The organism is Armatimonadota bacterium (genome assembly GCA_031432545.1).
GTDB classification, from domain to species: domain Bacteria; phylum Sysuimicrobiota; class Sysuimicrobiia; order Sysuimicrobiales; family Sysuimicrobiaceae; genus Caldifonticola; species Caldifonticola tengchongensis.
The window spans coordinates 49747-75016 of sequence record JAVKGX010000001.1 but is presented as its reverse complement, the minus strand read 5'-3'; the positions used below and the strand labels follow the sequence as shown (position 1 = coordinate 75016).

At 70.2% G+C, this 25270-nt stretch carries 27 protein-coding genes; 11 read left to right on the top strand and 16 right to left on the bottom strand.

The window, feature by feature from the left end; genetic code table 11:
- The first annotated feature begins 6 nt into the window (after positions 1-6).
- From trpE to QN163_00325, 9 genes are all read left to right on the top strand, one after another.
- The gene (gene trpE, locus QN163_00365) at positions 7-1464 is read left to right on the top strand and encodes an anthranilate synthase component I (GenBank protein ID MDR5682471.1); all 1458 of its coding nucleotides are present in this window, start codon (positions 7-9) and stop codon (positions 1462-1464) included.
- 37 nt (positions 1465-1501) lie between these two features.
- Complete coding sequence (locus QN163_00360; GenBank protein MDR5682470.1) at positions 1502-2143, top strand: aminodeoxychorismate/anthranilate synthase component II; 642 nt, start codon at positions 1502-1504, stop codon at positions 2141-2143.
- A 42-nt stretch (positions 2144-2185) separates the two neighbouring features.
- Positions 2186-3205, top strand: coding sequence for an anthranilate phosphoribosyltransferase (gene trpD / locus QN163_00355; protein ID MDR5682469.1), 1020 nt, complete (start codon positions 2186-2188; stop codon positions 3203-3205).
- On the top strand, positions 3202-4023 hold the full coding sequence (gene trpC / locus QN163_00350) for an indole-3-glycerol phosphate synthase TrpC (GenBank protein ID MDR5682468.1): 822 nt from the start codon (positions 3202-3204) through the stop codon (positions 4021-4023). The genes trpD and trpC overlap by 4 nt, the downstream gene beginning before the upstream one ends.
- On the top strand, positions 4023-5069 hold the full coding sequence (trpS, locus tag QN163_00345; GenBank protein ID MDR5682467.1) for a tryptophan--tRNA ligase: 1047 nt from the start codon (positions 4023-4025) through the stop codon (positions 5067-5069). Before trpC ends, trpS begins: the two co-directional genes overlap by 1 nt.
- An 80-nt stretch (positions 5070-5149) precedes the next feature.
- Positions 5150-5800: a phosphoribosylanthranilate isomerase gene (locus QN163_00340; protein MDR5682466.1), complete on the top strand. Its 651-nt coding sequence runs from the start codon at positions 5150-5152 to the stop codon at positions 5798-5800.
- Positions 5797-7026 (top strand): tryptophan synthase subunit beta, encoded by a 1230-nt coding sequence (gene trpB / locus QN163_00335; GenBank protein ID MDR5682465.1) that lies wholly within the window; start codon positions 5797-5799, stop codon positions 7024-7026. Before QN163_00340 ends, trpB begins: the two co-directional genes overlap by 4 nt.
- Positions 7023-7823: a tryptophan synthase subunit alpha gene (gene trpA, locus QN163_00330; GenBank protein ID MDR5682464.1), complete on the top strand. Its 801-nt coding sequence runs from the start codon at positions 7023-7025 to the stop codon at positions 7821-7823. The genes trpB and trpA overlap by 4 nt, the downstream gene beginning before the upstream one ends.
- Positions 7824-7908: 85 nt before the next feature.
- A complete protein-coding gene (locus QN163_00325) occupies positions 7909-8733 on the top strand; it encodes a trypsin-like serine protease (GenBank protein ID MDR5682463.1) in 825 nt (274 codons plus the stop codon).
- 32 nt (positions 8734-8765) lie between these two features.
- On the opposite strand, the gene QN163_00320 is transcribed toward QN163_00325, so the two are convergent.
- Complete coding sequence (locus QN163_00320; protein MDR5682462.1) at positions 8766-8990, bottom strand: hypothetical protein; 225 nt, start codon at positions 8988-8990, stop codon at positions 8766-8768.
- 120 nt (positions 8991-9110) lie between these two features.
- Between QN163_00320 and QN163_00315 the strand changes: the two genes are divergently transcribed.
- A complete protein-coding gene (locus QN163_00315) occupies positions 9111-9611 on the top strand; it encodes a CAP domain-containing protein (protein MDR5682461.1) in 501 nt (166 codons plus the stop codon).
- A 29-nt stretch (positions 9612-9640) separates the two neighbouring features.
- Here the strand turns inward: QN163_00315 and QN163_00310 are convergent, their stop codons facing one another.
- The 4 genes from QN163_00310 to QN163_00295 form a co-directional block, all read right to left on the bottom strand.
- Positions 9641-10120, bottom strand: coding sequence for a reverse transcriptase-like protein (locus tag QN163_00310; protein ID MDR5682460.1), 480 nt, complete (start codon positions 10118-10120; stop codon positions 9641-9643).
- Positions 10121-10182: 62 nt separating this feature from the next.
- Positions 10183-10362 carry a hypothetical protein gene (locus QN163_00305; GenBank protein ID MDR5682459.1) on the bottom strand — a complete coding sequence of 60 codons (180 nt, stop codon included), beginning with the start codon at positions 10360-10362 and terminating at the stop codon, positions 10183-10185.
- Positions 10359-10994: a transcriptional repressor LexA gene (gene lexA, locus QN163_00300; protein ID MDR5682458.1), complete on the bottom strand. Its 636-nt coding sequence runs from the start codon at positions 10992-10994 to the stop codon at positions 10359-10361. Before lexA ends, QN163_00305 begins: the two co-directional genes overlap by 4 nt.
- Positions 10995-11158: 164 nt before the next feature.
- A complete protein-coding gene (locus tag QN163_00295) occupies positions 11159-12115 on the bottom strand; it encodes a threonine/serine dehydratase (GenBank protein ID MDR5682457.1) in 957 nt (318 codons plus the stop codon).
- Between the two features lie 37 nt (positions 12116-12152).
- Here QN163_00295 and QN163_00290 point away from each other — a divergent pair, with 37 nt between their 5' ends.
- Positions 12153-13952 (top strand): SLC13 family permease, encoded by a 1800-nt coding sequence (locus QN163_00290; GenBank protein MDR5682456.1) that lies wholly within the window; start codon positions 12153-12155, stop codon positions 13950-13952.
- Positions 13953-13966: 14 nt separating this feature from the next.
- Here QN163_00290 and QN163_00285 read toward each other — a convergent pair whose 3' ends face one another.
- The 11 genes from QN163_00285 to QN163_00235 are packed head-to-tail and all read right to left on the bottom strand — an operon-like array spanning position 13967 to position 25228.
- Positions 13967-14932, bottom strand: a complete 966-nt coding sequence (locus QN163_00285) for a DUF72 domain-containing protein (GenBank protein MDR5682455.1) — start codon at positions 14930-14932, stop codon at positions 13967-13969.
- On the bottom strand, positions 14919-15791 hold the full coding sequence (locus tag QN163_00280; protein MDR5682454.1) for an alpha/beta fold hydrolase: 873 nt from the start codon (positions 15789-15791) through the stop codon (positions 14919-14921). The genes QN163_00285 and QN163_00280 overlap by 14 nt, the downstream gene beginning before the upstream one ends.
- Before the next feature lie 13 nt (positions 15792-15804).
- Entirely contained in the window at positions 15805-17226 is a 1422-nt protein-coding gene (locus QN163_00275; GenBank protein MDR5682453.1) for a DUF4129 domain-containing protein, read from the bottom strand.
- Positions 17207-18433, bottom strand: a complete 1227-nt coding sequence (locus QN163_00270; GenBank protein ID MDR5682452.1) for a DUF58 domain-containing protein — start codon at positions 18431-18433, stop codon at positions 17207-17209. The genes QN163_00275 and QN163_00270 overlap by 20 nt, the downstream gene beginning before the upstream one ends.
- Positions 18430-19410 carry a MoxR family ATPase gene (locus QN163_00265; GenBank protein MDR5682451.1) on the bottom strand — a complete coding sequence of 327 codons (981 nt, stop codon included), beginning with the start codon at positions 19408-19410 and terminating at the stop codon, positions 18430-18432. The genes QN163_00270 and QN163_00265 overlap by 4 nt, the downstream gene beginning before the upstream one ends.
- Positions 19411-19467: 57 nt before the next feature.
- On the bottom strand, positions 19468-20787 hold the full coding sequence (gene aroA / locus QN163_00260; protein MDR5682450.1) for a 3-phosphoshikimate 1-carboxyvinyltransferase: 1320 nt from the start codon (positions 20785-20787) through the stop codon (positions 19468-19470).
- A 7-nt stretch (positions 20788-20794) separates the two neighbouring features.
- A complete protein-coding gene (gene aroH, locus QN163_00255; GenBank protein MDR5682449.1) occupies positions 20795-21163 on the bottom strand; it encodes a chorismate mutase in 369 nt (122 codons plus the stop codon).
- Positions 21160-21609, bottom strand: coding sequence for a type II 3-dehydroquinate dehydratase (gene aroQ / locus QN163_00250; protein ID MDR5682448.1), 450 nt, complete (start codon positions 21607-21609; stop codon positions 21160-21162). Before aroQ ends, aroH begins: the two co-directional genes overlap by 4 nt.
- Positions 21606-23198, bottom strand: a complete 1593-nt coding sequence (gene aroB / locus QN163_00245) for a 3-dehydroquinate synthase (GenBank protein ID MDR5682447.1) — start codon at positions 23196-23198, stop codon at positions 21606-21608. The genes aroQ and aroB overlap by 4 nt, the downstream gene beginning before the upstream one ends.
- A gap of 22 nt (positions 23199-23220) precedes the next feature.
- Positions 23221-24339: a chorismate synthase gene (aroC, locus tag QN163_00240; protein MDR5682446.1), complete on the bottom strand. Its 1119-nt coding sequence runs from the start codon at positions 24337-24339 to the stop codon at positions 23221-23223.
- A gap of 1 nt (position 24340) precedes the next feature.
- Entirely contained in the window at positions 24341-25228 is an 888-nt protein-coding gene (locus QN163_00235) for a shikimate dehydrogenase (protein MDR5682445.1), read from the bottom strand.
- Positions 25229-25270 lie beyond the last annotated feature (42 nt).

Here is a 25270-nt window from a genome sequence, read left to right as displayed (position 1 = left end):
GAGGTAATGCCGACGCCGCGCGCCTACGAGGCGGCGCTGGGCGAAGGCAACTTGGTGCCAGTGTCGCGCGAAATCGTCGCCGACCTGGAAACGCCCGTCTCGGCGTTTCTCAAGATCCGCGACCTGCCCGAACCGTTTTTGCTGGAAAGCGTGGAAGGTGGGGAGCGGCTGGGTCGGTATTCGTTCCTGGGTGCCCGCCCCCGGGAGAGGCTGACGTACGACGGACAGTCGGTGCGCATCGAGGGTGCCGGCAGCCGCACGCGGCCCGGCCCGTTCTTGACGGCCGTCCGGGAGGTGCTGCGGCCGTACCGCGCAGTGGCGGGTGCTGACCTGCCGCGCTTTGCCGGTGGCCTGGTCGGCTACCTGGGCTACGACCTCGTACGCGACTGGGAGCACCTCCCGGCCCGCCCGCCCGACGACCTGGGCGTTCCCATCGCGGAGATGGGGCTGTACGACACGGTCCTGGCCTTCGATCACGTGCGCCGGCGCATCCGGATCGTCGCCCATGCGTTCGCCGAGGAGGGCGCCGCGGCTGCCTACCGCGCCGCCTGCGAGCGCATCGACGAAATGCTGGAGCGGCTGCACCGTCCGTTCACCCCGCAACCCGCCGCCGGTGCTCCGCCGGCGGCGGTGACATCGAACCTGACGCGCACGGCGTTCGCGGAGCGGGTGTTGCGCTGCAAGCGCTACATCCGGTCGGGCGACGTGTTCCAGGTGGTCCTCTCGCAGCGGTTCGCGGCCGACATCGGCGCGCTGGACTCCTTTCTCCTGTACCGGGCCGCCAGGGCGATCAACCCCTCGCCGTTCCTCTTCTACCTCGAGTTCGGCGGCGCCCGCCTGGCTGGGTCGTCTCCGGAGCTGCTGGTGCGGATGGCCGATGGCGAGGTGTGCATGCGCCCGATCGCGGGCACACGGCCGCGCGGAGCCGACTTCGCCGAAGACGCGGCGCTGGAGCACGGTCTGCGGACGGACGAAAAGGAACGGGCCGAACACGTCATGCTGGTGGACCTGGCCCGCAACGACCTCGGGCGGATCTCCAGGTACGGAAGCGTGCGAACCACGGAGCTGATGGTCGTCGAGAGGTACTCGCACGTGATGCACATGGTCAGCACGGTACGAGGCGAGCCGCAGCCGGGGCGGGATGCGTTCGACGTGCTCCAGGCCGTCTTCCCCCACGGCACCGTCACCGGGGCGCCCAAGGTCCGCGCGATGGAGATTATCGACGAACTGGAACCGGTCGCCCGGGGCCCGTACGCGGGGGCGGTCGGGTACGTGGGATTCGACGGGACGATGGACACCTGCCTGGCGATCCGCACCTTCGTGATCCACGGGGGCACGGCCTACGTGCAGGCCGGCGCCGGCATCGTCGCCGACTCGGATCCCCACCGCGAGTACGAGGAGACGGTGAACAAGGCCAAGGCATTGCTCGGTGCCGTGGAACTGGCGGGGTCGGGCAGCCTGTGATCGACGACCGAAGGGAGAAGGTGATGGGAGCGGAGCCGTGGTCGTCGTGATCGACAACTACGACTCGTTCGTCTACAACGTCGCCCAGTACCTCGGCGAGCTGGGGGCGGAGGTGTGTGTGTTCCGAAACGACGCGATCACGGCCGAATCGGTCGGCGCGATGCAACCGGAGGCGGTCGTGCTGTCGCCGGGTCCGTGCACCCCGGACGAGGCGGGCGTGTCCAACGACGTGCTGCGGCAACTGGCGCACCGCGTGCCGGTTCTGGGCATCTGCTTGGGGCACCAGTGCATCGGGCAGGTCTTCGGCGGGCGTGTGGGGCTGGCGCCACGCGAGGTCCACGGCAAGGCGTCGCAGATCCGACACGACGGGCGAACGATCTTCGCGGGCCTGCCCAACCCCTTTGCTGCGACGCGCTACCACTCGCTCGTGGTGGAAGACGACGGACTGCCGGCGGATCTCGAGGTGTCCGCGCGCTCGCCTGACGGTCTGGTCATGGGGCTTCGCCACCGGACGCTGCCGGTGGAGGGCGTGCAGTTCCACCCAGAGTCGATCCTCACAGAAGGCGGACGTGACCTGCTGCGCAACTTCCTCGAGCTGGTGCGTCGGTGGCACGCGACGGGTGTGTGGGGCGCGCACGCAGGCCCTGTCGGGGTGGAGGGGAGGCCGCGACGCGGGTAGAGGACCACCGCGCCGGGGGAGGTTGTTTGCCTGAGGCGGGACATGATTCGAGAGGCCATACAGAAGGTGGCAGACGGCGGGTCGCTGGGTCGTGACGAAGCGGCCCGGGTCATGGGTCAGATCATGGATGGAGAGGCGACTGCGGCGCAGATCGCCGCGCTGATCACCGCGTTGCGGATCAAGGGGGAGACGCCCGAGGAGATCGCCGGATTCGCCACCGCGATGCGGGCGCGCGCCGAGACGATCCGACCCCGCGTGCCCCTCGTGGTCGACACCTGCGGCACCGGGGGCGACGGCGCCGGCACCTTCAACATCTCGACCGTCGCGGCGTTCGTCGTGGCAGGCGCGGGTGTGCACGTCGCCAAGCACGGCAACCGAGCAGTCAGCAGCCGGTGCGGCAGCGCGGATTTGCTCGAGGCTCTGGGGATCCGGGTCGACGCCGCTCCGGCGCGTGTGGCCGAGGCGATCGAGCAAATCGGCATCGGCTTCTTGTTCGCCCCCCGATTCCACCCCGCGATGAGGCACGCCGTGGGACCGCGGCGGGAGATCGGACTGAGGACGGTGTTCAACGTGCTGGGGCCGCTCACCAATCCGGCCCACGCGCGCCGTCAGGTCGTCGGGGTGTACGCTTCCTCGCTGGTGGGACGGATCGCGGAGGTCCTGCGGGCCCTGCAGGCCGAGCATGCGCTGGTGGTGCACGGGGGAGGACTCGACGAGATCTCGATCAGCGGCCCTTCGCTGGCGGCGGAAGTGCGCGGGGATACGATTCGAACCCTCGTGCTGTCGCCGGACGACGCCGATCTGCCGCGGTATCCTCCGGAAGCCATTCGCGGCGGAGACGCGTCGGACAACGCCGACATCGCGGTGCGCGTGCTGCGGGGTGAGCGGGGCCCGTACCGCGACGTCGTCGTGCTCAACGCCGCGGCGGCGCTGATGGTCGCCGGGGAGGCTGCGGACCTTCGGGAGGGCGTGGCCCGTGCGGCGGAGGCGATCGAGACGGGAGCGGCGTACGGCAAGCTCGAGGCTCTGCGGGCCTTTCTGGCCCCTTCGGTGACGGCATGACGGCGAGGCGAAGGCACGGCGCCCAAACGGCGCCCCGCGGGTTCTGGGTGCTGGAGGCGATCGTCGCGCACAAGCGGCAGGAACTCCGCCGGGCGGCCGCGGACGTACCGGAGGCCATCGTGCGCACACGCGCGCTGCAGGCACCCGCACCGCGCGACTTCGCCGCCGCCCTGCGCACCGGGTCGGTCGCCGTGATCGGTGAGATCAAAGCGGCCTCGCCGTCGGCCGGCGTCCTCCGTGCCGGAGCGGATCCGGTTGCGCTGGCGCGCGCGTACGAGGAGGGGGGCGCGCAGGCGATCTCGGTGCTGACGGACGGAAGGTTCTTCGACGGAGCGCCGGAGCATCTGATGCAGGTGCGCCGGGCAGTGTCGTTGCCGGTTCTGCGCAAGGACTTCACGCTGGCGCCCTACCACGTGTACGAGGCGAGGGCTCTGGGCGCCGATGCTGTGTTGCTGATCGCGGCGATCCTCGACGACGGATCGCTGCTGAGACTCCGACAGCTCGCGGAGTCCTTGGGGATGGCGGCGATCGTCGAGGTCCACACGGAGGCAGAGGTGCGGCGGGCGATCGGTGCCGGTGCCCGCATCGTGGGCATCAACAACCGCGACCTGCGGACCTTCTCCGTGGATCTGCAGACGACCCTGCGGCTGCGGCCCCTCATCCCGGACGACGTGCTGGTGGTGAGCGAGAGCGGCATCGGGAGCCCGGTGGACCTCGCACGCGTTCGGCAGGCCGGTGTGCATGCGGTCCTGATCGGGACGGCGCTGATGGCAAGCACCGACCCCGCGGCCACGCTGCGGGCGCTGAGGAGGGTCTGATGGAACGGACGGCGACGAGGTCGGCGGCGACGACGCCGGCGGGTGTCGGCGTGCGGGTCTTCTCCGGCATTCAGCCTACGGGCGTCGTCCACGTGGGCAACTACGTCGGAGCGATCCGGCAGTGGGCCGAGCTCCAACGCGACTACGAGTCCTTTTTCTGCATCGTGGACCTGCACGCGATCACCGTGCCTTACGAGCCGCAGGAATTTCCCCGTCGGGTCCTGGACGCGGCCGTGGCCAACATTGCGGCCGGCATCGACCCGGCGCGCTCGGTGCTGTTCGTACAGTCGCACGTCCCCGAGCACTGCGAGCTGATGTGGCTGCTGAACACGGTCACACCGGTCGGTCAGCTCGAGCGGATGACGCAGTACAAGGAGAAGGCGCGTCAGCTCGGCGGCAAGGTAGGGGTGATGGCCGGTTTGCTGAACTATCCGGTCCTGCAGGCGGCGGACGTCCTGCTCTACAAGGCGAGGCTGGTGCCCGTGGGCGAAGACCAGGTGCAGCACATCGAGCTGATGCGGGACATTGCAGAGCGATTCAACAAGCAGTTCGGGGAGACGTTCCCCCTGCCCGAGGTCCGACTGGTTAAAGGTGCCCGGGTCATGGCGCTCAACGACCCCACGAAGAAGATGAGCAAGAGCGTGCCGGGCAGCGTGATCGCGTTGGTGGAACCACCGGAGGCGATCCGCAAGAAGATCCGGGCAGCCGTCACCGATCCCGGTCCGCCGGCCAAGGGCTCGAAGATCGAGGATGCGAGCCCGGGCATTGCCAACCTTTTCACGCTGCTGGAAGTCTTCGCGCCGGAGCGCCACGCGGAGTTCGTGGATGCGTACCGGCAGGGCACCATCCGGTACAGCGAGATGAAGGATGTGCTGGCCGAGGCGATGATCCGGGCCTTCGCACCCATCCGGCAGCGCTACGAGGAGTTGATGCGTTCGCCCGACGTCGTTCGCGACGTCCTCGCCGAGGGCGCCCGCCGGGCCCGCCCCATTGCGGAGGCGACGATGGACGAGGTGCGGGCCCGCATGGGGCTGCGCGGTCTGTGATCCCGAACGACGCCGCACATGCCGTCCCCCCTCAGCCGATCCCGCTGGGCCCCCGGCTGCCGCGGGGCCGTTGGACGAGGGTGAAGATCTGCGGCATCCGAACGGTCGCAGCCGCGCTGGCCGCGGCGGACGCGGGGGCGGACGCGGTGGGCTTCGTCTTCTGGGAGGGTAGCCGCCGCAGGGTGTCTCCCGAGGAAGCGGCCGCGATCGCGCGGGTGTTGCCGCCGTTTGTCGTGCGAGTGGGCGTGTTCGTCGACGGGGACCCCGAATGGATCGACCGGATCCGCCGGGACGTCGGGCTGGATGCGCTCCAGCTTCACGGGAACGAGCCACCTGCGGTGTGCGCGCGGATCGGCGGCCGGGTGATCAAGGCCCTCCGGGTGCGCGACGGCACCGTGGTGCAGCAAGCCCGCGACTACGACGTTGCCGCGATCTTGCTCGACACCTACCTGGAGGGGATGGTCGGGGGCACCGGTCGGAGCTTTGACTGGTCGCTGGCCGGTGACGTGGGTCGACCACTGATCCTCTCCGGCGGGCTGACCGCGGCCAACGTCGGGGACGCGATCCGCCGCGTGCGGCCATACGCGGTGGACGTCAGCAGCGGGGTGGAAACAGACGGCCAGAAAGACCCCGCCAAGATCGCGGCGTTCGTCGCCGCGGTCCGAGCCGCCGACGCGGTTGCGGCTTGGGCTCCGGGCGGCGTGCCGCCGAGTCGGAGGCCGCTGGGATGAAAGCGGCGCACTCGCATCCGCTTCCCGACGCCCGAGGACGGTTCGGGCCGTTTGGGGGCCGCTACGTACCGGAGACGCTCATCCCGGCGCTGGAGGAACTGGAGCGGTCTTATGCGCGCTTGTCGGTCGATCCCCGGTTTCAGGACGAACTGACGGCGCTGCTGCGGGACTACTGCGGCCGTCCCACGCCTCTGTACTTCGCCCGCAGGCTCAGCGAGCGCGTCGGCGTCCGAGTGTACATCAAGCGCGAGGACCTGCTGCACACCGGTGCCCACAAGATCAACAACGCCATGGGCCAGGTGCTGCTCGCGCGGCGCATGGGCAAGCGGCGGATCATCGCCGAGACGGGCGCAGGGCAGCACGGCGTGGCGACGGCTACCGCGGCGGCGACGGTGGGGCTGCCGTGCGAGGTCTACATGGGGCGTGAGGACACCCTGCGGCAGGCGCTCAACGTCTATCGGATGCAGCTTCTGGGCGCCCGCGTGATCCCGGTGGATGTGGGCACGCGTACATTGAAGGACGCGATCAACGAGGCGCTGCGTGACTGGGTCACCAACGTCCGTGACACGTTCTACGTCATCGGGTCGGCGGTGGGGCCGCACCCGTATCCGCGGATCGTGGCCGACTTCCAGTCGGTGATCGGACGCGAGGCGCGACAGCAGATCCTCGCGCGGGAAGGCCGGCTGCCCGACGCGGTGGTGGCGTGCGTGGGCGGAGGCAGCAACGCGATCGGGCTGTTTAGGGCGTTCGTGGAGGATGAAAGAGTCCGCTTGATCGGCGTGGAGGCTGGTGGGGCGGGCCTCGGAGCCGGCCGCCACGCCGCCAGCCTGACCGCGGGGTCACCGGGCGTGCTGCACGGCGCATACACGTATCTGCTGCAGGACGAATCCGGGCAGGTCCTCGGCACGCATTCCGTCTCGGCTGGACTCGACTACCCCGGCGTGGGCCCCGAGCACGCCTACCTCAAGGACAACGGCCGGGCGGAGTACGTGGCGGTGAGCGACGCGCAGGCGCTGCGGGGGTTTTACCTGCTGGCCGGGCTGGAGGGCATCCTCCCGGCGCTCGAGCCTGCGCACGCCGTCGCCTACCTTGAAACCCTGGCCCCGCAACTGGGGCAAGACGCCGTCGTCCTCCTGGGGCTGTCCGGGCGTGGCGACAAGGACGTCGAAACGGTGCGCAGGCACGAGGCTGCCCCGGCGAAGGGCGCTGACGCCGGGGAGCCATGAGCCGATTCTCGGAGATGTTTTGCGCCCTCCGCTCGCAGCGCCGCGCGGCACTCATGCCGTTCCTCCAGACGGGCTACCCCGACCTGCCTACGATCGAGCAGATGGTTCCGGCGATCGTCGCATCCGGCGCGGACGCCGTGGAGCTGGGTGTGCCGTTCTCGGATCCCATCGCCGACGGGCCCACGATGCAGGGGGCCGCCTTCCGTGCGCTGCGTCGTGGCGTGAGGCTGGCCGACGCGCTCGATCTGGTCCGCCGGCTGCGGGTGGGGGTCGACGTACCGATCGCGCTGATGTCGTACGCGAATCCGCTGCTCTCCTACGGCGTGGAACGGTTCGTCCGGGACGCCGCCGACGCGGGTGTGGACGGGGTGATCGCCGCGGACATCCCCGCCGACGAGGCCGGTTCGCTGATCGCGGCCGCGCGGGAGATCCGGCTCGACACGATCTTCCTCGTGGCACCCACGAGCACCGAGCAGAGACTGCGGGTCGTCGTCGAGGCGACGACGGGCTTTCTGTACTGCGTGTCGGTGACCGGGGTCACGGGCGCGCGCGAGCACCTCGGCGACGAGGTCGGCAAACTGATCGGGAGGGTGCGCGAGGTGACCGACCTGCCCGCGGTCGTCGGCTTCGGGATCTCGACGCCCGATCACGCCCGCACCGTCGCCCGGATCGCCGACGGAGTCATCGTCGCCAGCGCGTTGTATCAGGCGCTTGAGAACGCACGCGACCCGGTGGAGGCGGCGGTGGCCTTCCTGCGGCCGTTCGCACAGGCCCTACGGGCCGACCGGAGACCGTAGCGCAGGAGACCTCCGACCGGTCGACAAACTCTGTAGGTGCGTCGAAGTAGGTGCGTCGAAGAGCTCCACGGGAGGGGGTGTTGGGATGCGCGGGTTGGGCGCGGTGGCATGCGTGCTCGTGGTCTTCCTCGCGGCGGGATGTGGTGCGGGGACCGTATCGCGGGTGACCAGCCAGATCACCTACGGCACTCCCGACGACGACGGGCATCCCTTCGTCGGCGCGCTGGTCGCAGAGTGGCGTCAGGCCGGCAAGAAGGACATCCTGTGCTCGGGCACTCTGATCTCCCAGAATGTCTTTCTGACCGCGGCGCACTGCACCGCGTTCCTGGAATCCCGGGGCATCACCCAGGTCTGGGTGACGTTCGTTTCGCGATACGACGAGACGACGCCCGAGTCGGCGCTGCAATCGGGGACGATGCACACGAACCCGAACTACACATTCCGCCAGGACGACCCCGGCGACATCGCGGTCGTGGTGCTCGACGCGCCCGTCGGGGGAATTGCGCCCGCCGCGCTCCCCGCGGCGGGATTGCTCGATCTGTTGAACGACAAGAACGGGCTGCGCGGCAAGAAGTTCACCGCCGTCGGCTACGGCGTACAGGAACCCCAACTGGGAGGTGGCCCGCCGACGTTCCCGTTCTCTGGTGAGCGCAGGCGGTCGGTGTCGGAGTTCCGTTCGCTGCAGCCGGCATGGCTGACGCTGTCGCAGAACGCGCACACCGGTGATGGCGGGACCTGCTACGGGGACTCGGGAGGCCCGAACTTTTTGGGGGCCGGCGCGGACGAGACCAATATCGTTGCCGCGATCACGGTGACCGGCGACGCGATGTGCCTGGCGACGAACAAGACCCATCGCGTCGACACGCCGGCTGCGCGGGCGTTTCTGGCGAACTTCGTCACGCTGCCCTGAGCCGAACCCGCGGCCGCTGCGGGAACGTGGCGTCAATCGGCGCGACGCTTGCTGGCGATTGCTGCCTCGACGTGCTCGGCCAAAAGCAGGATACCGCGGCGTCGGCCCTTTGTCGCCTTGCCGATGGACGCGAAGGGAATCTTGCGCGTCCTCAACCAGTTGACGGCCCGCCCGAAGTCGTCCGGGTTGTCCGGGTCGAGCCCGGCCTTGTGGATCAGGTCCCGAATCCCGACGATCCGATCCCAGCTTCCGGCCATGGGTGACCTCCTTATGGCTGTCCTGAGGACGGGGGTTCGGTCCGTGGTGCCCGTGTCCCTGTCAGCTGGCACGGTCGAGGGTCCGGTGGCCCGCCGCTTGCTCCAAGAATCCAGGAAGCCATGAAGGCCACCTTGCTGCTCGCAACGTCCCTGCTCGCGGCGGGCCTGGGCGCCCCGGTGCTCGCACACCCCGGGCATGAGGCGTCCCGGGTGATCGTGCTTGTCAACGAGGCCCGATCGCGGCCGCGCCCGTGCGGCCACGGGCACTTCGGACCGGCGAGTGCGGTGACGGCCGAACCCCGGCTGGCCCGCGCCGCGGAGGGGCACGCCGCGGACATGGCCAAAAACGGCTTTTTCTCCCACATCGGATCGGATCGCAGTGACCCGCGCGAGAGGGTCACGCGCACCGGCTACATCTGGACCCTGGTGGGGGAGAACATCGCCGCCGGGTATCCGGGTGCCGCCGAGACGGTGGCGGCCTGGCTGGGCAGTCCGGGCCACTGCCGCATCATCATGGACGCGCGGTTCAGCGAGGCCGGAGCGGCGCGTGTGACGGGAGGCAGGTACGAGACGTACTGGGCGTTGGTGATGGCACGGCCACTCGGCGCCGCGCGCCGGTGAGCCGCCCGTGACGGAACGAGGCAGCCGGATCAGCCGGCACCGCTCCACAAAGGCAGGAGGCTGTCCGCCTCTTGTGCACCGACCTGCGCGGGAGACGCCCGGCGTTCGGCGACCGCCCGGACGGCCCGGTGCTCCTCCTCGGTCGCCTGTGCGATCTCGACCCTGCGATACGAGTGGGCGAGCGCGCGGATCTGCACGAAGGTTGCGAGGAACCCATCGTCCGGTTCGGCCCTCCGGTTGAGCCAGTCCACCACCTCAGGCTGATCCGCGGCGACGCGCACGGTGCGGCCGAACCGGCGTGCGACCCACAGCGCGCGCAACATCGCCGCGAGCACCGCCCCGCGGGGGTCGGTATGGGCGGTTCGGCGGGCCAGCTGGTGCAGCGTCCTACCCGCACCGTCGCGGAAGACGACCCCGTAGGCAGTGCCACCCGGAATCGGGATGGCGCCGATTAGGATGTGGACTGTGGATCGCCGAGCCATCTCCGTTACCTGAACGCCCGCCAGCACCGCGGAGTTCCCGCAACAGCCCTGCTGGACCCTTGACGCCCGCTTCCCGTCGCCCCCGTCGATCAGACGGCCCGCTCGAGGACTCCGGCCACCACGAACAGCAGTCCGAGCGCGATGAGCTTCAACCGGATCAGGCTGCGGTCGTCCCGCAGTTTGCGCCACAGGGTCGGCCGGGTGCTGGCGGAGCGGCCTCGCGGGGCCGGCTGCGCCGATACGGCATGTGCGGGCAGCGTCAAGCTCACGACACCGGCCCTCGATGCCTGAATCCGTCGTATCGGCGGATGAGACCGACGACCTGGCCGAGGATCGAGAACTCCTCGCGGATCGGCGGGTAGGCGGGATTCTCCGCCACCAGGACCGGCGTGCCGTCCTCTAGGTGCAGGCGCTTGACGGTCGCTTCTTCCCCGATCAGGGCGACGACGACCCGACCGGCGGGCACGCTGTCCTGCCGCCTGACGATGACCATGTCGCCGTCGAAGATGCCGGCCCCGATCATGCTGTCGCCCCGCACCCGCAGGATGAAGCACCCTTCCTGCCAGCCCAGGTGCCGCGGGACGGGCAGGAATTCTTCGACGGCGTCGTCCGCCACCGCGCCCCGGCCGGCTGTCACCCGCCCCAGGACAGGCAGTCGGACTACGGCCGTCCCTGCGACCGCGAAGTGGGGGTGCAGGATCTCCAGCGCCCGCATGCGGTCTGGCAGGCGTCGGAGGTAGCCCTTGCGGATTAGACCGTCGATGTGCTGCTGGGCGGTGGCCGCCGACCGCAGGCCCAGCGCGGAGGCCACCTCTCGTACGCTTGGGACGATGCCGCTCCGTTCGATCGAACTCCTCAGGAAGTCGAGGACCTGCCTTTGCCGTCTGCTGAGCCGGGTCATACCACACCTCCGGCTGCATAATAGCGAACAAGCGTACGCCTCTGCAAGTCACCCCTGGGCCGGCGAAAGGGCACCACACCCGCGCGGCTTCTTGGATCACTCGATTGCTCGTGTTTTCCTATCTGCGAACGTACGTACGAATTTCTTGGAACAGGGCGGTGGGCTCAGGGTCCTGCGATGTCACGCAAGAGGGTCGGGTCGATGTTGCCGCCGCTGACGATGGCGACCGCGCGGCGGGGGTCTGGGGCGGCGAAGGCCGCGGCGGGTGCGACGGCGCCGGAGGGTTCTGCCAGGACCTTGACTTCTGTGAGCAGGCGGCGCATCGCCGCGCGGATGTCCTCCTCGCTCACGGTGACGAACTCGTCCACGTACCTCGACGCACAGGCCCAGGTCAACTCCCCGGGCTCGACCGCTCGCAGCCCGTCGGCGATGCTGTGCACGCGGTCCAGGCGGACGCGACGTCCGGCCTTCCAGGAGGCACAGAAGCACGCGGCGCCCTCGGGTTCGACGCCGACGACCCGTACGTCCGGACGCAGCGTCTTGATCGCCAGTGAGACGCCGGAGATCAGGCCGCCCCCGCCGCATGGGACGTAGACGACTTGGACTTCGGGGAACTCGTTGAGGACCTCCAGGCCGATCGTGCCCTGACCGGTGATCACGTCGGCGTCGTCGTAGGGCGGCGCGTAGTGCAGCCCACGCTCGTGGGCCAACTGCAGCGCGAAGGCCATCCTGTCCGCTGTGGTCAGACCATGTCGGATCAACTCCGCGCCCAGGCGCTCGATCGCCTCGGCCTTGACGGCCACGACGTCCTCCGGCACGACGACGGTCGCCTTCAGCCCGAGTTCGCGGGCAGCGTAGGCGACCGCCTGCCCGTGGTTGCCCGACGAGGCCGTGATCACGCCGTTGCGGCAGACCTGGAGGCGGCGCAGCAGGTGGTGGAAGGCTCCCCGGGGCTTGAACGACCCGGTGACCTGCAGCGACTCCAGCTTGGCGCGGATCCCCGCGCTCCACATCTGCGCGAGCGGGGTGCGCAGTACGTAGGGGGCGATGCGCCGTTCGGCATCGAGGACGTCCTGCAGGGTGGGCGTGTGCATGGCGTTCCGGTTGAGAGTGTATACCATGGCGACCTGCGGCAGGAGTCCTCGGGTCGTCGGCCAAATGCGACCCTCGATGGTGGTCCTGTCGGAAGGGGCGGCCGAGTTCGTGGTGTTCGTCGTGCTCGTCGCCGCCCTGGTCGGGTTCCTCGTCGGGCACTGGCGCTACGACCTCGTTGCGCTGCTCGCCCTGCTGACGCTGACGCTCGTCGGGATCGTGCCGGCGGGTCAGGCGTTCGGCGGATTCGGGCATCCGGCGGTCGTCACCGTCGCCGCGGTGCTCATCCTCAGCCGGGGACTGATGCACTCCGGCGCCGTCGGCGCGATCGCCGGCGGCATCCTTCGGATCGGCAATCGTCCGCTGGTGCACCTGGCAGGGGTCACCGTCCTGGTCGCCTTCCTGTCGGCGTTCATGAACAACGTCGGCGCGCTCGCCCTGCTGATGCCCGTGGCCGTCCGCCTCGCACGGCAGGCCGGCGCACCGCCGTCGATGTTCCTCATGCCGCTCGCCTTCGGATCGTTGCTCGGGGGGATGACCACGCTGATCGGCACGCCGCCCAACATCATCATCGCGACCTTCCGTGCCGACGTCGCAGGGCGTCCGTTCGGGATGTTCGACTTCACGCCGGTGGGTGCTGGGGTGGCGCTGGCGGGCATCGCGTTCGTGGTCCTGGTGGGCTGGCGCCTGATCCCGCAGCGCAAGGGCCAGGTCGCAGCCAACGAGTTCCACGTACGGGACTACGTCGCCGAACTGCGCGTGCCCGAAGGATCCAACATGACCGGGCATAGCGTCGGCGACCTCGAATCCATCGACGAGCTCGAGGTGGACGTGCTCGAGATCGTGCGCGGGGGCAGGCGAATCCCCACCCCGCGTCGGACGGAGCCGCTCCAAAGCGGTGACGTGCTGGTGGTCAGAGCGGACTCGAACGATCTGGAGGGATTGCTGCACAGAGCCCAGCTGGAGCTGGCGGAGAGCAAGCCCGTCGGGGAGGCGGGCCAACCGTCCTCGGACCCGATGGAACTGATGGAAGCGGTGGTGATGCCGCGGTCGAAGTTGGAGGGCGCCACCGCCCGCAGTCTGAATCTGAGGTGGCGCTACGGGGTGAACCTGCTGGCTGTGGCACGGCAGGGCGCGGAGGTTCGGCAGCGCCTGAAGAGTCTGCGGCTGCGGGCCGGTGACGTCATGCTCCTCCAGGGAACCGCCGACGGCCTGGCCGGGGTCGTCGCAGATCTGGGCTGCCTGCCCCTCGCCCAGCGCGGCGTGCGCTTCGGGCCCCGGCGGATGCTGCTCTCGGTGGCGGTGTTCGGCGGTGCGATCGCGGCGGCCGCAACCGGGCTGCTGCCGGTTCAGGTAGCTGTGGTGGCCGGCGCAGCCGCGTTCGTGCTGTTGGGGATCGTGAAGCTGCAGGAAGCCTACGACAGCATCGACTGGTCGGTGATCGTCCTGCTGGCGACGATGATCCCGGTCGGTCAGGCACTGGAGGCCACCGGTGGCGCGGAACGCATCGCCGGATGGATCCTCGGCGCCGCCGAGCAGATGCCGGGGCCTGTGACGCTGGTGATCGTTCTGGTCGGCACGATGTTCCTCTCGGATCTGGTGAACAACGCCGCCGCCGCCGTGCTGATGGCGCCGATCGCCATCCGGACGGCACAGGGGATTGGGGCGTCCGCAGACCCGTTTTTGATGGCCGTGGCGGTCGGCGCATCGTGCGCCTTCCTGACGCCGATCGGACACCAGTCCAATACGCTCGTGATGGGACCGGGCGGCTACCGGTTCGGGGACTACTGGAGGATGGGCCTGCCCCTGGAGGGGATCATCGTCGCCGTCGGCATCCCCCTCGTCCTTTGGGTGTGGCCGCTGTGAGCCCGGTGGGCCCGTCAGGGCCCCGCAAGGAGTTGCAGGATCATCTGGGCGTTGCGTGCAGAATTTCCGCGCACATGGTTGTTGAACATCATGAACACCCGGTCCACCCGTCCGGCGATCTCCCGGGTCCGCTCGGCCCACGCGCGCAGTTCCTTTTCGGAGTATAGGTAGTCGTAGACCTCCTTCGTCTCCGCCCCGCGCTTCGCCCACGCCTGGGCGTTCCGCCCATGGAACCGTACGACCGACCAGTCCGAGGTGATCTCGACGTCGGGGGGAACCGTCCAGTCCAGCTGCGGTTCGTCGGGCACGACGTAGATCACGCCGTGTTCGCGCAGCGACCGCAACACCGCATCGCGGTGGGCCGGGTCCAGCCACGAGCGGTGCCGGAACTCCACGGCCATGCGGTACCCTTCGAGCATGCGCCGCAGGTAGCTCGCGCGCCGGGGCCACTTCTCGTAGTACTTCTGCCACGGGGGGAACTGGAACAGCACGTATCCGAGTCGGTCCGCGTCCCGCAGCCCGCGCAAGAACTCCAGGAAGTACTCCCAGCACATCGTCTCCACTTCCTCGGGCAGGTCTTCGTCGGCGATGCGGCGTCGACCATACAGCTCGGCGGGCAGGAATTCGGCGATGTGCCGCGGGAGCCGCCGCGGGTCCGCGCCGTGGCCGGTGAACAGCCCGAAGGCCTTGACGTGGAACACGAACCCGTCGGGGGTCCACTGCGCGTAGCGTCGGGCGTACTCGGGCGGCAGCAACGCGTAGTAGGTCGCGTCGATCTCCACGGTGGGGAAGACCGTCGCATAGTACTTCAGCCGCGCGTCCGGTCTGCTGCGCACGCCCTGCGGATAGAACTCGCCTTCCTTGACGAAGTGCGGGTCGGCCCACGAACACGTACCGGCGTAGACCTCGGTGCCGGCGATCCGCAACGGCCGGGCCGCAGGTCCGGGTTCGAACAGCGTGTGCTGGCTAGCGGCGGGCAAGGGAAGGCACTCCTGCTCCGTCGAGGAAATCTGTCAGCAACCGGTTGAACTGCCCCGGGCGCTCGCGAGGGGGCCAGTGGCCGCAGCCCGCGAGGATGCACAGGCGCGCGTTCGGCATGCGCGCGGCGGCCCGTCGGGCCCACTCGACCGGGACGAGGCGGTCACGCTCACCGTGCACGATCAGCGTGGGGACGCCGACCCGGTGCAGCCGCTCCCCGTAGAAGGTTCGCAGCCTCCCCACCTGCAGTTCGGTGCGCAGCCACGCGTAGAAGACCCGCGCCGCGTTCTGGGACCGCGCCGCCTCCGAGACGTCGGAGAGCAGATCGGGCGTAATCGCCCGCTTCTCTCCGACGACGAACCGCAACCCCAGGCGCACGATGGGGGTGATGCGGCGCAGCCTCGCCCAGGCAAGGACCCGCTCGAACCCGGGCAGGCGGGCCAGCAGCCAGACGGGTGCGTGCAGCGGTGCGCGCTGCTGCAGTCCGTAACTGCTCACCAGGACCAGCCGCTCGGTGCGCTGCGGGTGGGTGAGCGTGTGTCCGAGTGCGATCGCCCCGCCCAAAGACAGGCCGACGAGGCGGACGCGCCGTAGGCCCCACGCGTCCAGCGTGCGGGTCAGCCATTCGACGAAGGCCTCGGTCGTGGGCGGACCGGGCAGCATCCTGCTGCCTCCGTGGCCGGGCAGGTCCGGCGCGTAGATGTGCGCCACCTGGCTGAGCGGGCCGAAGGTGTGTTTCCAGCTCAGCGCGGCGCTGTCCGCACCGGCGCCGTGCAGCAGGACCAGCGGATCTCCCCTGCCCCCCTCGAGGTACCGGACCTGCAGCCCGTCGACGTCGATCCACCGCTGAGCAATGCCCATGGAGACGGCCCTTTTAGCGTTCGGCGTCCGGCTGTTCGATGAGCATCGCCAGCCACTCCAGGGCTCGGCGCGCGTCGGCTTGATCTGCAATCTCCCCGTATCGGGCGCGCTGGTAGAGGTCGGTCAGGGATCGAGCCGCCGATTGACCCCCCGCGAGGAAGGTGTGCACCGAGGCGAGATACTCCGTCGGTGTGCTGGCCGGATCCCGCGGGTAACCCACCGTCGCCATGTGCAACAGGAAGGCCCGATACGCGCGCCGGACCGCGCCGACCGCACCGGACGGGGCTTCCGGGTCGCGCGGGTGGGGCGCGCGGCGGAACAGCGAGCGCAGCTCGGCCAACAGCAACTCGCCGGAGAAGACCGATTCGCGCTCTTCGGTCTGCTCACCGTGCGCCGCCGTGCGCCGACGCAAGACGTACAGCGCCATGACCGCCAGCAGCAGTCCGAACACGACGAGAAATGCGGTCCAGCGCAACGCCACCACTGCCGTTGCGTCCTGCGCCTGCAGAGACCTCAGCCACGCGGCGATCTCGTCCGCGGGCGAAAACGCTTCTCGCTGTGGCAGTGTCCTTGGGCGCCACGGCAGGGCGGACAGCACGCGGTGCACCAGTTTGACGATCGGCACCAAAATCGCGAACACGACCTCCAGCACGCGCAGCAGGAGCCACTCGGCTGCCGCGCCGACGGGGCGCAGTAGCCACCCCACGTCCTGGGCTGCCAGAACTCCGGCGGCGACGGACAACACCAGGATCGCCGCGATCACGCCCGTGAGCACCGCGTACCAGTTGCGGTTCAGCTGCAGCGCCTGGGCATGTGCGGTGCGGCTTTCCTCCCACACCGCTACGAGCCGGGCCGAGGCGAGGACCAACAACGCGACAATCCAGAACGCCAACAACGCCCAGCCGCCGCGGTCCAGCGACCAGACAACCACATCGCTGCGACCGGCGAAGACTACGACGAAGGCGAACAGCACCAGCATCACCAACCCCCACACGAATCGCCGGCCGACGAAGGCGAAGTCGTGGGGCTCTGTACCCAGCACGATGCCGCGCCACCACAGGTACATGCCCAGCCCACCGCCGAGCGGCACCGCGGGGCCTTGCCTGCCGAGCGTCACGGTGTCGAGGAGTTCGGCCACCCACCCCCAGTCCGTGAGCGGGCGGTGGGAGAAGTGCGTGCCGTGCAGGGACAGAAATCCGAGCACGGCGCCGCACGCGAGGATCGCCCCCCTCGCTGCGCGCAGGTCGGCGCGCCCGAGGATCCAACGCGTTCCGTACGTGGAAGCCCCCAGCAAAACCAGGATCCAGGGCAGATCCAGCAGCGGCCGAGCGCTCCCGCTGGCGTAGCCCAGCGCCAGCGCCCACGGCCACACCCAGCACGCCTCCATCAGCAGCGTGCCGGCGGGCAACCAAGCCCTAAGCCGGTGGTAGCTCATCGATGCGGTCCCACCGGTCGTCCGCGACGCGATGCACGACGTCCACGTGGCGCGGCGCGTACCGCGCCGCCCGCCGCCCCACCAGAACCGCCGCGATCCCGAAACCGCGCCGCGCGAGATCGCCGAGAGCCACGTCCTTGGCCTGGTCCGGCGTGGAGGTGATCAGCACCGCCGTCGCCCCGTACGGCAGCCGCCTGGCCTCTTCGGCGAGCAACGCGTCCGCCGGCAGCATGGGGGTCGGCAGCAGCTTCGCGAGCGCCTCCAGGATGCGTGCCAGTTGAGCGGGTCCGGCGTCGGGGGGCAGGGCCACCCACGACCGCGCTTGGGGCGTGAAGCCGTTGGCGTACATTCCGACGGGATGGCCCTGGCCGTATGCCCAGGCTGCGACGGACGCCGCAACGACGATCGTCGTCTCCAGCAGGTCGGGTATGTATCCGCGGTAGTGCGCGTACTCACCGAGCGTGTCCACGTCGCAGAACAACGCCAGCGGCCGCGTGGTGGCGAACTCGTAGAGCTTGGCCTGCAGCCGCCCGTTGTGTGCGGTCGCCTTCCAGTGAACCCTGCGCATAGGATCCCCGGGCTGGTAGTCGCGGACACCGATCACGCGCAGGGGGTCTTCGAACAACGGTCTACGGCGTCGTGCGTCGCCGAAGGGGTGTTCGGCGGGCAGGCCGAGGTCGCGCAGAGGCACCACGCGCGGATAGACGATGAGCCGGTCGGTGGAGGGAACTTCCCGGGCCTGCGTGTGGAAGCCGAAGACGTCGCCGGTGCGCAACCGCGCCGGCCCCAACTGGAAGTCGCCGCGCGCGGTGCAGCGCAGGACGTGCTTGCGGCGCACCCGCTCGTACCACCGCAACGAGAACATGTCCACGAGGATCTTACGGCGCTGACGGGGAGAAGGGAGCGTGCGGCTGCGCACCGGTCGGAGGGCCTGGGGGATCTCGTCGTGGACCTCCAGCCACGCGAGGGGCAGGGCCTTGCGGTTGGTGACCTCCATCGCGAAAGTGATCGGCTCGCCGACGAACGCGCGGCGGGGGCTGAAGCGCCGGCGGTACTCGAGGCGATGGAAACCGTAGCGGTCCCACAGCCGGCTGCTCAGCGCCGCCAGCAGGACCACCGCGCCGAGTGTGACGGGGACGGGGTGGCGCGCCAGGATCCCGGCCAGCAGCACCGCCGCGCCAAGCGCGATCCAGCCCTCGCCGATCATCCGCCCTCGCCTGCTTGCCCTCTGTGCGCCCCGGCGCCCGTCTCCACCGGCACCGGAACGGTGGCCAGCACGTCGGCGACCACTTCGTCGGCTCCTTGTTCGCGCAGGCGCGCCTGCGCGTTGAGGATCAACCGGTGGGGCAGCACCGCCGGCGCCGCACGCTTGACGTCGTCGGGCGTCACGAAGGCCCTCCCGGCCATCGCCGCCAGCGCTTGGGCGACGCGCATCAACGCCAGCGACCCGCGCGGACTCGCCCCCAATACGACCGCCTCGTGCCCGCGCGTGGCGCGCACGATCTCCGCCACGTAGCCTTCCACGGCCGCCGACACCCGGGTCTGGCGCACGGCCCGTTGTGCGGCCTGGACCTCTTCGGGCGACGTCACCGGCTGCAGATCCTCGTAGGGGTTGTCGGCGCGGAAGCGCCCCAGGATCGCCCGCTCCTCGTCGGCCGACGGGTACCCGATCGAGAGGCGGACGAGGAAGCGGTCCAGCTGCGCTTCGGGGAGCGGAAACGTTCCCTGCAGTTCGATCGGGTTTTGCGTGGCGATGACGAGGAAGGGCCTGGGCAGCGGGTGCGTCTCGCCCTCGATGGTTACCTGCCGCTCCTCCATCGCTTCCAGCAGCGCCGACTGCGTGCGCGGCGTGGCGCGGTTGACCTCGTCGGCGAGGACCACCTGCGCGAAGACCGGGCCGGGCCGGAACTCAAACGCCTGGGACCGCTGGTTGAAGTAGTACAGACCGGTGATGTCGGACGGCAGGAGATCGGGGGTGCACTGGATGCGGCGAAAGGAACACCCCAGCGAGCGGGCGAGCGACTTCGCGAGCAGCGTCTTGGCCAGCCCTGGGACGTCCTCGATCAGGATGTGGCCGTCGGCGAGCGCAGCGGCGATCGCCAACTCGACGACCTCGCGCTTCCCGACGACGACCCGCTCGACGCCGTCCCGAACCCTGCGCGCCATCTCGACGACCGGTTGCATCCGCCGCTCCCTCTGGCCCGTCGGCCCAATGGAAACCGACGGCCCACCCATGGGATCCTACGCGCCGTACATACGTCCGCCGGTCAATGCGGTCAGCGCCTGCGCGAACCCGGGAAACGACGTCGCGACGCAGGCCACGTCGTCGATCGTAACACCGCGCTCGGACAGCAATCCGGCCACGGCGAACGCCATCGCGATCCGGTGGTCGCCGGCCGACCGCACGCGCCCGCCGCGGATGCGTCCTCCGTGCACCACCAGACCGTCCGGCAGTTCGGTGCAGTCGACGCCGATCGCGCGGAGATTGCTGACCAGCGCCTCGATCCGGTCGGACTCCTTGACGCGCAGTTCGGCGGCGTCACGGATGATCGTGTCGCCCTCGGCGACAGCGGCTGCGACAGCGAGCGCGGGGATCTCGTCGATCAGGCGGGGGACGAGCGCTCCGGCGACGGCGGTCGCCCTCAGGCCCAGACCCCGCACGGCGACGGTGCCGACAAGTTCTCCGCAGACTTCCCGCACCTCGCGGACGTCGACTGCCGCCCCCATGGCCCGCAGAGCGTCCAGGACGCCGGTGCGCGCGGGGTTGAGTCCGACGTCTTCCACCACGACCTCCCCGCCCGGCTGAGCCGCCGCAGCGACCCAGAAGAACGCCGCTGAGGAGGGGTCGCCGGGGACGCCCATCTCGACGGGCTCGATGCGTCCTACCCCTCGCACCCATACCTCCCTTGGCCCTTCGGCCCCCGGAGAGGAGGGGGGAACTTCGCGGACGCCGGTCTGCACCCCCATCGCACGGAGCATCCGCTCGGTGTGGTCCCTCGACGGCTGGGGCTCGACGACAGTCGTCTCCCCGTCGGCGTACAGGCCGGCAAGCAGGATCGCGGACTTCACCTGCGCGCTGGGGATGGGCATCCGATGGCGGATCGGCCGCAGTGCACCGCCCCGGACCCGCAGGGGTGCCAGCCCTCCCGCCTGCGCTTCGATCCTCGCGCCCATCTCCCGCAGCGGCGTGACGACGCGGTCCATCGGCCGCCGGCGGATCGAGTCGTCGCCGGTCAGTATGGCTTCGAACGGCTGGCCGGCGAGGACTCCGCACAGCAGGCGGATCGTCGTCCCCGAGTTCCCTGCGTCCAGCGCTTCGGTCGGTGCTCGCAGACCGCGCAGACCGCGTCCGCCGACGCGCAGCGTCGTGCCGTCGAGTTGTGCGTCGACGCCGAGTGCTCGGACGCAGGCGACGCTGCGCAGCGTGTCGGCGGCGACGAGGAAGTTGCGCGCCACACTGACCCCCTGGGCGATCGCGCCGAGCAGCACCGCCCGGTGGGAGATGGACTTGTCGGCCGGAACGCGCAGGCGGCCGCGGATGCGGGCGGGCGAGACGGTCATCGTGTGCTCACTGGGCGCTTGCGAGGTCCGGACGCAGGCGCTCGGCCTCGCCCACATAGACGTGCACGATCTTCTCCTGCGGGACAGTTGTGTTCACCAGCATCAACACGCGCAGTACACGCGACATCGCCCCCGGGACGTCCATCTCCCGAGAGCACAGCAGGGGGACGCGGCTCCAGCCGAGGCTCCGGGCGGCCTCTGCGGGGAAGGCCGCGTCCAGGTCCGGCGTGCAGGTGAACAGCACCGCCGCGACGTCGTCGGCGGCGAGGCCGTTGGCGCGCACGAGTTCGTCCAGCAGGGTCCGGGCCGCATCGAGGATCGCCTCGGCGGTGTTCGCCTCGACGCGGATCGCGCCCCGGATCCCGCGGACGCTCACGGTGCCCCTCCGCGCCCGCGCGCGACGCGGACGGCGGCCTCCAGACCGAGCAGGTAGCTGTCGGCACCGAATCCGAGGACCTGGCCGCGCACGACCGGTGCCAGCAGCAGCCTTCGGCGGAACTGCTCGCGCGCGTGGAGGTTGCTGAGGTGCACCTCGACGACCGGGATGCCGATCGCAGCGATCGCGTCGCGCAGCGCGACGGAAGTGTGCGTCAGGGCGCCGGGGTTCAGCACCACGGCGTCGCAATCCTCCCGTGCGGCGTGCAGCGCGTCGATGAGCGCCCCCTCGTGGTTGGACTGGAGGAAGCGCACCTCGACATCGAGTTCGCTCGCGCGCATCCTCAGGCGGGATTCGATGTCGGCCAGCGTCTGGGTGCCGTAGATGTGGGGTTCTCGGGTGCCGAGCAGGTTGAGGTTCGGCCCGGACAGCACGAGGATCCTCATCGTGACCCCTCCAGCAACGCGTGCAGCGCCTTTGCGACGACAGCGACGTCCACCTCCACACCGGTGCGGGCGGCGCCGATGCGCTCCAGCAGCACAAACCGCAGCCGTCCGGCGCGCGTCTTTTTGTCCAGCGCCATCCGGCCGATGGCCTCGTCCGGATCAAAGGGAGGTGGCCGCAGCTTCATACCGGCCCGTTCGAGCAGTGCGCGCAGGCGGCGGGCACCGTCCGGATCGGTGATGCCCACCCGGATGCCGATCTCACACTCGGCCAGCATCCCGATCGCCACGGCCTCGCCGTGCGGCAGGCGGTAGGCGGTGGTGGCTTCCAGGGCGTGCGCCACCGTGTGCCCGAAGTTCAGGGCCTCACGGCCGCCGGCGGTCTCCCGCTCGTCGGCTTCGACGATGCGGGACTTGATCTCGACGTTGCGTGCCACGAGCTCGGTGAGCGCGGTGGGATCGCGGCGCAGCACCACCGCGACGTTCGCCTCCAGCCAGGCGAACAGATCGGCGTCGGCGACCGCCGCGTGCTTGGCGCACTCGCTCAGTCCCGCGCGCAGCGCCCGTGGGGGCAGCGACCGCAGCGTCGCGACGTCGGCGACCACCGCCTGCGGATGCCAGAACAGACCGACTAAGTTGCGCGCGACGACGTTGAGCGCGGCCTTGCCTCCGATGCTGGAGTCGACCTGCGCGAGGAGGGTCGTCGGGAGGTGGACCAGTGCGAGGCCGCGCATGTACGTCCCGGCGGCAAATGCCCCCAGGTCGCCGATCACCCCGCCGCCCAGGGCGAGCAGCGCAGCCGTGCGGTCCAGGCGCGCTTGGGCCATGCCCTCGTAGACGCGCTGCGCGTACCGCAGCGACTTGCTCCGTTCCCCCGGCGGCACCGTGATGGGGTGGGGGTCCAAGCCCCACGCCCGCAGGGCCATGCACAGCCGACCGCCGTACAGGTCCAACAGCCGCGGGTGGGTGAGGAGGGCGATCCGGCGTGCTCCGATGCGCTGCAAGTCCAGGGCCACCAGGGGCAGGATGCCCTCGCCGACGTGTACAGGGTAGCCGCCGCCCAGGGCCACCGGGATCGTGCGGCGCTCGCGCTCGGCCGCCGCCCGGATGACGCACTCGGCGGCGGCCTCCACGGTCAGCTCGCCTGTGTCGACGACGATCTCGGCCGCCTTGCGGTACAGCGGCCGGCGCTGCTCCATCAGCTCGGCGGCGCGTCGGGACGGGTCCTCTCGCAGCAGCGGGCGCTGTGCCGCCGCGCCGACGCGGGCGAGCGTTCGCTCCAGGGGGGCCTCCAGGAGGACGATCCGGCCGGTCCGCTTGAGCCGATGGACGTTGTGCGGGTCGGTCACCACACCCCCGCCGCACGCGATCACGGCCGGCCTCCGCCGCGCGACTTGGGCGACGGCCCGCCGCTCCCGCTCGCGGAAACCCACCTCCCCTTCCTGTTCGAAGATCGCGGAGGTGGACTTGCCTGCTTCCTGCTCGACGAGCGTGTCCGTGTCGTAGAACGGCCAGCCCAAACGGCGCGACACCTCCTGGCCGACGGCTGTCTTGCCAGCACCCATGAACCCGATCAGGACGATGTTGCGCATCCTGTCAGCCCACCGCTTGCGGTCAGCGGATCCTCTGCAAATATCGGTCATAGGCGCCGCGCATGTCGTCGAGGGAGTCCGCACCGAACTTCTCGCACAGCGCGTCGGCCAAGACGAATGCCAGCATGGCCTCGCACACCACACCTGCCGCCGGGAGCGCCGTCACGTCGGAGCGCACGACGGCGGCGGCAGCGGGCTCGCGCGTGCGGATGTCCACGGATCGCAACGGGGCACGCAAAGTCGAAAGCGGCTTCATCGCGGCCCGCACGACGATCGGCATGCCGTTGCTGACGCCTCCCTCGATGCCGCCGGCGCGGTTGGTTTCGCGGTAGAAACCCCTGGCCGCATCGTAGTGGATCTCGTCGTGGGCGGTGCTGCCCCGCCCTGAGGCGATCGCGAACGCATCCCCGATCGCGACGCCCTTGATCGCGTGGACGCTCATGACCGCCTGGGCGATCCTTCCGTCGAGCCTGCGGTCCCAGTGGACGTAGGATCCCAGGCCCGGCGGCACGCCCACCGCCACGATCTCAATGACCCCTCCCAGCGTGTCCCCGCTGGCTTTGGCTTCGTCGATCGCGCGGTGCATCGCCTGTGCGGCGTGAGGGTCGGCGCACCGCAGATCCGACGTCTCGGCGCGGCGCGCGACCTCGTCCCAATCTGGGGGCAGGTCGGCGACGTGGACGCCTCCGAGTTCGACGACGTGGCTGAGCACGCGGATGCCGAACTCCTCGAGCAGGCGGCGGGCGAGCGTGGCGCCGGCCACCCGGGCGGCCGTTTCCCGGGCGCTGGCCCGCTCAAGGGCCCTGCGCACGTCGTCGAAGCCGTACTTCTGCGCGCCCACCAGGTCCGCGTGGCCCGGACGCGGCCGCACCAGCGGCGCTTCGCCCGTGCGCCAGTCGCGGTTCCAGACGAGCACCGAAACCGGGGCGCCGATCGTCACGCCGTCCACCAGTCCCGAGAGGATCTCGGCGCGATCCTGCTCGATCCGCATGCGGCCGCCGCGGCCATACCCGGCCTGCCGGCGGCGCAACTGCCCGTTCAGGTACTCCTCGTCTACCGCCAGCCCCGCCGGCAGCCCTTCCACCGTGGCGACCAGCCCGCGACCGTGGGACTCCCCGGCGGTGATCAGACGCAGCGGCATCTCAGCCCGTGGCCGTCGCCGGATCCACCAGCCCCACTGCCCTTCTCATGGCCTCCAGGGGTGCCGGCTTTCCCGTCCACAGCTCGAAGGAAGCGGCGCCCTGCCAGACCAGCATCTCCAGCCCCGAGATGGTACGCCCACCGGCTTCGCGCGCCATCCACAGCAGCTTGGTCTGCGCGGGATTGTAGACCATGTCGAAGACCGCCAGTCCCGCGCGCAGCATCTCGGTCGACGGGATCGGGCTGCGGTCGACGTCGGGATGCATGCCGACCGGCGTCGCGTTGATCAGCAGATCGACCCCGCGCAGGACCACGCGCAAAGACGTTGGCTCAAGCGGGAAGGCTTCGAACTGGGTCTTGCCAGACAGCGCCGACATCTGCCCACACAGAAATTCGGCCCGTTCGACGTCGCGCGACAGCACCGCGATCTCTGCCGCGCCTCCCGACGCCAGCGCGACGCAGGCAGCGCGCGCGGCACCGCCCGCGCCGACGACGGCCGCCCGCAACCCCGCGAGCCCCACGCCGGCTTCGGCCAAGGCGCGCTCCACGCCGGCGACGTCGGTGTTGCGGCCCAGCAGGCGACGGCCTTCTCCGAAGACGATCGTGTTCACCGCCCCGCACCGCCGGGCGCACTCGTCCAGATCGTCCACCAGTTCGCAGGTCGCTTCCTTGTGCGGCACGGTGACGTTGGCGCCGGCGAACCCCAGCGCCCGCAGCCCGGCCAGGGCGGCGCGCAGATCCGAGGGCAGGACGCGCAGCGCGACGTACGCCCACGGCAGCCCCGCCGCGGCGAACGCCGCGGCCTGCATCCGGGGCGAGAGACTGTGGGCGACCGGATCGCCGAGCAGTGCGACGATCTCGGTGCCCGGCGGGATCTCTGCGGCGTTCAATCCGGCGTCCGAGGCTCCAGATCCGTACGACAGCGGCTGGCT

Coding starts and splice junctions, on each gene's coding strand:
- trpE (MDR5682471.1), top strand. CDS start 7: ATGCCGACGCCGCGCGCCTACGAGGCGGCGCTGGGCGAAGGCAACTTG.
- QN163_00280 (MDR5682454.1), bottom strand. CDS start 15,791: ATGGGCATTGCTCAGCGGTGGATCGACGTCGACGGGCTGCAGGTCCGG.
- trpB (MDR5682465.1), top strand. CDS start 5,797: ATGAAAGCGGCGCACTCGCATCCGCTTCCCGACGCCCGAGGACGGTTC.
- QN163_00325 (MDR5682463.1), top strand. CDS start 7,909: ATGCGCGGGTTGGGCGCGGTGGCATGCGTGCTCGTGGTCTTCCTCGCG.
- QN163_00320 (MDR5682462.1), bottom strand. CDS start 8,990: ATGGCCGGAAGCTGGGATCGGATCGTCGGGATTCGGGACCTGATCCAC.
- lexA (MDR5682458.1), bottom strand. CDS start 10,994: ATGACCCGGCTCAGCAGACGGCAAAGGCAGGTCCTCGACTTCCTGAGG.
- QN163_00270 (MDR5682452.1), bottom strand. CDS start 18,433: ATGATCGGCGAGGGCTGGATCGCGCTTGGCGCGGCGGTGCTGCTGGCC.
- QN163_00315 (MDR5682461.1), top strand. CDS start 9,111: ATGAAGGCCACCTTGCTGCTCGCAACGTCCCTGCTCGCGGCGGGCCTG.
- trpD (MDR5682469.1), top strand. CDS start 2,186: ATGATTCGAGAGGCCATACAGAAGGTGGCAGACGGCGGGTCGCTGGGT.
- aroC (MDR5682446.1), bottom strand. CDS start 24,339: ATGCCGCTGCGTCTGATCACCGCCGGGGAGTCCCACGGTCGCGGGCTG.
- trpS (MDR5682467.1), top strand. CDS start 4,023: ATGGAACGGACGGCGACGAGGTCGGCGGCGACGACGCCGGCGGGTGTC.
- trpA (MDR5682464.1), top strand. CDS start 7,023: ATGAGCCGATTCTCGGAGATGTTTTGCGCCCTCCGCTCGCAGCGCCGC.
- aroA (MDR5682450.1), bottom strand. CDS start 20,787: ATGACCGTCTCGCCCGCCCGCATCCGCGGCCGCCTGCGCGTTCCGGCC.
- QN163_00265 (MDR5682451.1), bottom strand. CDS start 19,410: ATGCAACCGGTCGTCGAGATGGCGCGCAGGGTTCGGGACGGCGTCGAG.
- QN163_00290 (MDR5682456.1), top strand. CDS start 12,153: ATGCGACCCTCGATGGTGGTCCTGTCGGAAGGGGCGGCCGAGTTCGTG.
- QN163_00295 (MDR5682457.1), bottom strand. CDS start 12,115: ATGGTATACACTCTCAACCGGAACGCCATGCACACGCCCACCCTGCAG.
- aroB (MDR5682447.1), bottom strand. CDS start 23,198: ATGCGCAACATCGTCCTGATCGGGTTCATGGGTGCTGGCAAGACAGCC.
- QN163_00275 (MDR5682453.1), bottom strand. CDS start 17,226: ATGAGCTACCACCGGCTTAGGGCTTGGTTGCCCGCCGGCACGCTGCTG.
- aroQ (MDR5682448.1), bottom strand. CDS start 21,609: ATGAGGATCCTCGTGCTGTCCGGGCCGAACCTCAACCTGCTCGGCACC.
- trpC (MDR5682468.1), top strand. CDS start 3,202: ATGACGGCGAGGCGAAGGCACGGCGCCCAAACGGCGCCCCGCGGGTTC.